Source organism: Aquimarina sp. MMG016 (assembly GCF_018100805.1).
Lineage (GTDB): Bacteria > Bacteroidota > Bacteroidia > Flavobacteriales > Flavobacteriaceae > Aquimarina.
Genome location: NZ_JAGJEA010000004.1, coordinates 505,569 through 512,199, shown reverse-complemented (window position 1 = coordinate 512,199; position 6,631 = coordinate 505,569). Strand labels below are relative to the sequence as shown.

The following is a 6,631-nucleotide window of genomic DNA, read 5'->3' as shown; positions in this document are numbered from 1 at the left end:
TGTTAGTTTTTGGGTTGTCGTTTGCAGGAGCTTTTTTTTCTGCCGGTTCCTCTGTAACCGCTTGTTTTACTTGGCTTGGATTTGCTGCCTGGTGATCTAAAATTTGATACACTAAGTCAAGCTTTTTCATAGTGCGAAACTTAGGCACATTTAAGGCTTTTGCAATTTCCTGCAATTCAGGAAGCTTTTTCGCTTTTAATTCAGAAATCTCTAACATTTAAATTTGTTGTATAATTTACGTTTAGGTATAAATTTTCGAAAGAAGAAATCTAGGAAAATTTTATTTTGAAGGTAAGTAATCTAATTTTGAATAGATTACGTATTTTGTGGTGCAAGTATACGATTTTATTTTTGTTTTTTAAACATATTTATGAAAAGAAACTCTTATTTTTGCTATCCGTTAAGAAAAAGTTGTAATGTTACAGAGAATTCAAACCGTATATTTACTATTAACTGCAGGGATTGCAGGTGTGCTCTGGATATATTTACCTTATGGAACTGGTGTTGATAAAGAAGCTCTTTATATGATTACAAAGCCTTTTCTTATGGGGATGTTTATTGGATCTGCTATTTTAGCGTTAATTTCCATTTTTTTATTTAAGAATAGAAAGCTTCAATTTGTATTGGGGCGTATCAATATAATATTAAACTTTATTTTACTAGGAGTATTTGTTTATTGGTCTCCAACGGTATCTGGAGAGACTTATGTTTCTGAGAAAGGTATTGGGATGATCATTCCTATTATTTCTATCGTTTTATTAGTGATGGCCAATAGGGCTATTAAAAAGGATGAGAATCTTGTAAAATCGGTTGACCGATTACGATAAACCTAACATCTTAGTAGTATTAGTGCGTTAAAACCCGGAGTATGCCAACTCCGGGTTTTATATTAATAATATTTTAGTTTTTAAAATACTACCGTATTGAAATCTGATGGTTGAATTGATATCTTAGTAAAGTAGGATCTATTTAATGGTTTTTTGAAAAAAAATACTAGAAATCATTTTGTCTCATCTACTTTTTTCCTAGTTCAATAACTTCTAGGTTTTCAATTTTACCTGAATCTAAAGTAAATCTAAGCATTGTTCTTACTTTATGAAACCCATGTTTTCCTGCAGCGCCTGGATTCATATGTAACAATCCATTTTTGTTGTCAGGAATTACTTTTAAGATGTGTGAGTGTCCGCAAATAAATAATTTAGGAGGGTTAGATTTGATCTCATCTCTGGTATTGATGTTATATTTAGGTGGGTATCCACCAATATGCGTAATCCATACTGTAACGCCTTCACAAGTAAATCTTTGATCTAGTGGATACGCAACTCTCACTTTATCATCATCAATATTGCCATATACCGCCCGTAGGGGCTTAAGTTTTTCAATAGCATCTGTAACTTTTAGATCCCCAATATCGCCGGCGTGCCATACTTCATCCGCTTCATTTACATAATGTAAAATGCGATCATCAATATAGCTATGTGTATCGCTAAGCAGTAATATTTTTTTCATATATATTCTATAAAAATCATTTATCACATAATAAGAAAACAGAAACCATATTGTAACAGGTATCTTTATTTTAAAAACTATATTTGTTTTCAGTTTTGTGCAAAAATATAATACTTTGAGGTACTTTTTAGAACTTTCTTATGATGGAACTCCGTATCACGGATGGCAGAGACAACCTAATGCGATTACGATCCAAGAAGTTCTGGAAGATTCATTGTCAACTTTACTGCGAGAAAAAGTTGAAATCGTTGGTGCCGGACGAACAGATACAGGTGTTCATGCTAAACAAATTATGGCGCATTTTGATTATAAAAAAGATATTGAAACGGATCAATTAAAATACAAACTCAATTCTATTTTGCCTCCTGAGATTGCCATACAAAAGGTTTATGATGTAAAAGATGATGCACATGCTAGATTTGATGCGCTGAGTAGGTCTTATGAATATTATGTTACTTTATCTAAAGATCCTTTTGTTATAAATAAGGCATACTATTTTAAAAAAACATTAGATTTGGATGTAATGAATGATGCTGCTAAATTACTGTTAAACTATACTAATTTTAAATGTTTTAGCAAGTCCAAAACCGATGTAAAAACGTATAATTGCACTATTACAGAGGCTATTTGGGAAAGACAAGGAAATCAATTAGTTTTTAAAATTTCGGCTAATCGATTTTTAAGAAATATGGTAAGAGCCATAGTAGGGACATTAATAGAGATAGGAGAAGGTAAACTAATCAGGGAAGATTTGGTAGCTATAATTAGAAGTGAAGATCGTAGTCAAGCCGGGTATTCAGTTCCTGCTTGTGGACTTTATTTAACTTCGGTAACATATCCAAAAACAATAATTAGATAGATGGCAGAAAAGAATAATAAGGGTAAAGCTTTTGATTTTAAATTATTCAGGCGATTGATTACGTTTACTAATCCTTATCGTTTGACTTTTTATCTGATAGGGTTTTCAGCCGTATTGTTATCTGTGTTCGCAATCCTTAGGCCTTATCTTCTTAGGCAAACCATCGACAGGACTATTGTTCCTCAGGATCAAGAATTGTTGGTGTATTTTATATCTCTCATGTTGGGGGTGTTATTAGTTGATGTAATTCTACAATTCTTATTTATTTATTTTGCTAATTGGCTTGGTCAGGGAGTGATACGAGATATCAGAGTTAAATTGTTCAAGCATATGCTTGGTTTTAAAAAGCAATATTATGATCAATCTGCAGTCGGAAGACTAGTAACCAGAGCCGTTAGCGATATAGAAACAATTGCTAGTATTTTTAGTCAAGGACTGTTTATGATTTTTAGTGATTTGCTAAAAATGATGGTGGTTTTGGGGTATATGTTATATCAGAGTTGGCAACTTACTCTTTTGGTTCTTGTAGTTTTGCCAGTTATAGTATATGCAACTCGAATTTTTCAAAAGAAAATGAAAGCAGCTTTTGAAGAAGTAAGAACCCAGGTTTCTAATTTAAATTCTTTTGTACAAGAGCGAATTACAGGCATGAAAATTGTTCAGCTTTTTGCTAGGGAAGAAACTGAATACGCAAATTTTAAAGAAATTAATGAGAAGCATAAAAAAGGCTGGATAAAGACGGTTTGGTATAACTCAATTTTCTTTCCTATAGCAGAGATGTCTAGTTCTGTGGCTATAGGTCTTATTGTCTGGTTTGGAGGATTAAGAGCGGCAGAGTTAGATGGTATTACCCTTGGTCTTGTTATTGAGTTTATTCAATTATCTCAGATTTTGTTTAGACCATTACGCCAAATAGCAGATAAGTTTAACACACTACAGATGGGTATGGTAGCTGCTAATAGAGTCTTTAAAATTTTGGATACTGATGCTAAAATCGAAAATAATGGAGAGCTATTGCTGGAAAATGTTAATGGTAGGATAACTTTTGATAAAGTAAGATTTAGTTATGTCGAAGAAGAAGAGGTTTTAAAAGGGATTTCTTTTCATGTTAATGTCGGAGAAACTGTAGCTATAGTTGGTGCAACAGGAGCTGGTAAATCAACGATTATAAATTTATTAAGTAGGTTTTATGAAATTGATAGTGGTGTTATTTCTATAGATGATACAGATATCAAAAAAGTTGATTTAGAATCTTTACGAAGTCATATAGCTGTAGTATTACAGGATGTATTTTTGTTTGCTGATACAATTTTGAATAATATCACACTTAATAATCCTGAAATAACTGAGGAGCAGGTTCAAGAAGCTGCCAAAGAGATCGGAATACATGAATTTATTATGAGTCTTCCGGAAGGCTACCATTATAATGTAAAGGAGAGAGGTGTAATGCTTTCATCAGGGCAGAGACAGCTAATTTCTTTTTTGAGAGCTTATGTTACTAACCCAGAGGTCTTAGTATTGGATGAAGCTACATCTTCAGTAGATTCTCATAGTGAAGAGTTGATACAGGATGCTACTGATAAAATTACTAAAGGCAGAACCTCAATAGTTATTGCGCATCGATTGGCTACCATCAAAAATGCAGATAAGATCATTGTGATGGATCAAGGTGAAATTATGGAGCAAGGCAATCATAGAGAGCTTCTGGAAATCGAAAATGGATATTACCGCAATCTTTATGAGGTGCAATTTGCAGAAGTGAGGGAGGTTTAGTTTATAAAACCATTTCCTTCGAGAATTTTCTTAGTAACAACAGCAATAAGTATAATTCCAAAAACGATTATAAAAACTAATAGCCATCCGACTAGCCCTTTAATAATAACTTTTTTATAACTAATTTGATATAAATTCTTAAATAAAAAAGCTGCATATATTAATTGAATTAAGGTGAAAATAAAACTACTTTCTTCTGTATAATCTCCAAGACTAAACGTTATAATATATGGTATAAAAGTTAGTATTGTAAGATGTGAAGTAAGGTAAGAGTTGATAACAATGTGTTCTGTGAAATTATATTTCTTATACTTTCTAAATATAAATCGTGATATCACTGAATAGAAAGGAATTAATATAAAATAGCCTAATGTTGGAAACTTCTCTGTTATTTCAATAAAAACCTGAGCAAATCTTGATGATTCTTCTAGTTTTTCTGCTTCCGATGGAATATTGAACCCTTTTTCTTTTATAAAAGTCAAAATAGCTGCTAACGTTACAGATAATAAGAAATATGATCCTACGTTTAAATGCTTTTTCCTTATTCCATGAATATAACCATCAATAACTTCGTGCGGTCTTATAGTTAAGTCTTTAATTGTTTTAAAAAAAGTATTATCAACATTAAAATAGACTTCACTAACTTCAGCAGCTAGGTTTTTAAATGTAATTCTTTTACTAATTTTTTTTGCTCCGCAGTTGGGACAGAAATTATAAGTCTCAATCTGATGGTCACAATTTTTACAATTACTGATAGGTAATAATTCACTCATTAAACCAAGTGTTTTTTAATTTTCTCAATTAGTTCTTCCTTTGTTTTATACATAATAAACTCCCCATTTTTTATGTATGATATTTGCCCGGTTTCCTCACTTACTACTAGTGCTAATGCATCAGTTTTTTCGGTGATACCGGCTGCAGCCCTGTGGCGTAATCCAAACCGAAGAGGCATATCTCTTTCATTGGTTACTGGCAGGATAACACGTGTAGCAAGAATTCTATTGTCTTCTATAATCATGGCTCCATCGTGTAGTGGGCTGTTTTTATAAAAAATGCTTTCTATAATCGGTGTATTTACCACAATGTCCATGCTGTCACCTGAGGTTTTTACAAAATCTAAAGATGTATTTCTTTTGATTACTATTAAAGCTCCAGTATGAGTTTTACCCATATGCTCACAAGCATTAATAATTGCTTCTATATCGGTTAGGGTTTCTTCAGTAGTATCTCTAATAATTTTTAATTGCCTTAAGAAATTACGTCGCTTTCCAATATTTGTAGAGCCAATCATTAGTAAAAATCTTCGTATCTCTTGCTGAAAAACAACAATAAGAACAAACATTCCTACCGCAATAAATTCGCCTAAAACACCACTTAACATCTCCATAGCCAGAAACTGAGTGAGTTTCCATACCAGATAGATCATTACTATACCGATAAAGATGTTTATTGCTGCGGTTCCCTTAACCAACTTATAGATATAGTAAAGAAGTAAAGCCACTAATACAATATCTAATATGTCGAGTATTCTAAGATTTATTAAATCCAAATGCTGGGTTTTTTGTAAAAATATAAAAATTAGCGAAACCCTGTTTTTTAAAACTCACTAAAAACAGAAGTAGTATAAGAGGTCTTTTTGATAAAAAAACGAATTACTTCTGGTATGTCCTAACTAGTTTAATGCATTCTACAGCTTCTTTTACATCATGGACACGTAATATAGAAGCTCCATTTAATAATGCTATAGTGTTTAAACTTGTAGTTCCATTAAGTGATTCTGAAGGAGTGTTGTTTAGGGTTTTGTAAATCATTGACTTTCTAGAAACTCCCGCTAAAATAGGTAAGTCCTGAAATTTTAAAAGATAAAGCTTTTGTAGTAGCTCAAAATTTTGAGTTATATTTTTGGCAAAACCAAATCCAGGATCAATTATGATGTCGCTAATGCCAGCTTTTCTAGCCTCAGCTACTTTTGCTGAAAAATATAATTGTATTTCCTTAATCAGGTCATCATAGTGATCCATTGATTTCATAGTCTGTGGATTACCTTTCATATGCATCATGATATATGGAACCTTAAGTTTACCAACTGTAGGAATCATTTTTGGATCCAAGTTTCCTGCCGAAATATCATTAACAATAGCAGCTCCAGCTTCAATACAGGGTTTTGCAATATCACTTCTAAAGGTGTCAATCGAGAGTAATATGTTAGGAAATTTTTTCATCAATAATTCTACGACTGGTAATATTCGGGTAAGCTCTTCACTTTTAGTAATATCCTGTGCTCCAGGCCTTGAAGAATACCCGCCAAGATCAATAAAAGTAGCTTCTTCAGACAACATTCTTTCGACTTTATCGAGAATCTGTTTTTCATCTTTATACTTTCCGCCATCATAAAATGAATCTGGAGTTAAGTTTAGAATCCCCATAACTCTAGGAGTTGATAGGTCAATTAATGAGCCTTTGCAGTTAATGGTCATTTGTAGGAATACA

The 6,631-nt window shown here is 32.4% G+C and carries 8 protein-coding genes; 3 read left to right on the top strand and 5 right to left on the bottom strand.

Going from position 1 to position 6,631, the window contains the following annotated elements; translation table 11 throughout:
* Nucleotides 1–217 (bottom strand): Rho termination factor N-terminal domain-containing protein (locus tag J8M14_RS11290; protein ID WP_211074720.1); only part of this gene is annotated, 217 nt, incomplete at its 3' end.
* 199 nt (nt 218–416) lie between these two features.
* On the opposite strand from J8M14_RS11290, the gene J8M14_RS11285 reads away from it, so the two are divergent.
* Nucleotides 417–827: a DUF4293 domain-containing protein gene (locus tag J8M14_RS11285; protein ID WP_211074719.1), complete on the top strand. Its 411-nt coding sequence runs from the start codon at nt 417–419 to the stop codon at nt 825–827.
* Nucleotides 828–1,014: 187 nt separating this feature from the next.
* Here the strand turns inward: J8M14_RS11285 and J8M14_RS11280 are convergent, their stop codons facing one another.
* Entirely contained in the window at nt 1,015–1,509 is a 495-nt protein-coding gene (locus tag J8M14_RS11280) for a metallophosphoesterase family protein (RefSeq protein WP_211074718.1), read from the bottom strand.
* 115 nt (nt 1,510–1,624) lie between these two features.
* On the opposite strand from J8M14_RS11280, the gene truA reads away from it, so the two are divergent.
* Nucleotides 1,625–2,368 (top strand): tRNA pseudouridine(38-40) synthase TruA, encoded by a 744-nt coding sequence (gene truA, locus J8M14_RS11275; RefSeq protein ID WP_211074717.1) that lies wholly within the window; start codon nt 1,625–1,627, stop codon nt 2,366–2,368.
* On the top strand, nt 2,369–4,141 hold the full coding sequence (locus tag J8M14_RS11270) for an ABC transporter ATP-binding protein (RefSeq protein ID WP_211074716.1): 1,773 nt from the start codon (nt 2,369–2,371) through the stop codon (nt 4,139–4,141). It abuts the gene before it with no gap.
* On the opposite strand, the gene J8M14_RS11265 is transcribed toward J8M14_RS11270, so the two are convergent.
* The 3 genes from J8M14_RS11265 to folP all read right to left on the bottom strand — a co-directional run bounded on the left by J8M14_RS11265 (nt 4,138) and on the right by folP (nt 6,618).
* Nucleotides 4,138–4,914, bottom strand: a complete 777-nt coding sequence (locus tag J8M14_RS11265) for a DUF3667 domain-containing protein (RefSeq protein ID WP_211074715.1) — start codon at nt 4,912–4,914, stop codon at nt 4,138–4,140. The genes J8M14_RS11270 and J8M14_RS11265 overlap by 4 nt on opposite strands.
* On the bottom strand, nt 4,914–5,690 hold the full coding sequence (locus J8M14_RS11260) for a diadenylate cyclase (RefSeq protein ID WP_211074714.1): 777 nt from the start codon (nt 5,688–5,690) through the stop codon (nt 4,914–4,916). The genes J8M14_RS11265 and J8M14_RS11260 overlap by 1 nt, the downstream gene beginning before the upstream one ends.
* Nucleotides 5,691–5,793: 103 nt before the next feature.
* Nucleotides 5,794–6,618 carry a dihydropteroate synthase gene (folP, locus tag J8M14_RS11255; protein WP_211074713.1) on the bottom strand — a complete coding sequence of 275 codons (825 nt, stop codon included), beginning with the start codon at nt 6,616–6,618 and terminating at the stop codon, nt 5,794–5,796.
* Nucleotides 6,619–6,631 lie beyond the last annotated feature (13 nt).

What these genes read in the sequence shown, in the direction of transcription:
- J8M14_RS11285 (WP_211074719.1), top strand. Translation starts at nt 417, where the DNA reads ATGTTACAGAGAATTCAAACCGTATATTTACTATTAACTGCAGGGATT.
- J8M14_RS11280 (WP_211074718.1), bottom strand. Translation starts at nt 1,509, where the DNA reads ATGAAAAAAATATTACTGCTTAGCGATACACATAGCTATATTGATGAT.
- J8M14_RS11270 (WP_211074716.1), top strand. Translation starts at nt 2,369, where the DNA reads ATGGCAGAAAAGAATAATAAGGGTAAAGCTTTTGATTTTAAATTATTC.
- J8M14_RS11265 (WP_211074715.1), bottom strand. Translation starts at nt 4,914, where the DNA reads ATGAGTGAATTATTACCTATCAGTAATTGTAAAAATTGTGACCATCAG.
- folP (WP_211074713.1), bottom strand. Translation starts at nt 6,618, where the DNA reads ATGACCATTAACTGCAAAGGCTCATTAATTGACCTATCAACTCCTAGA.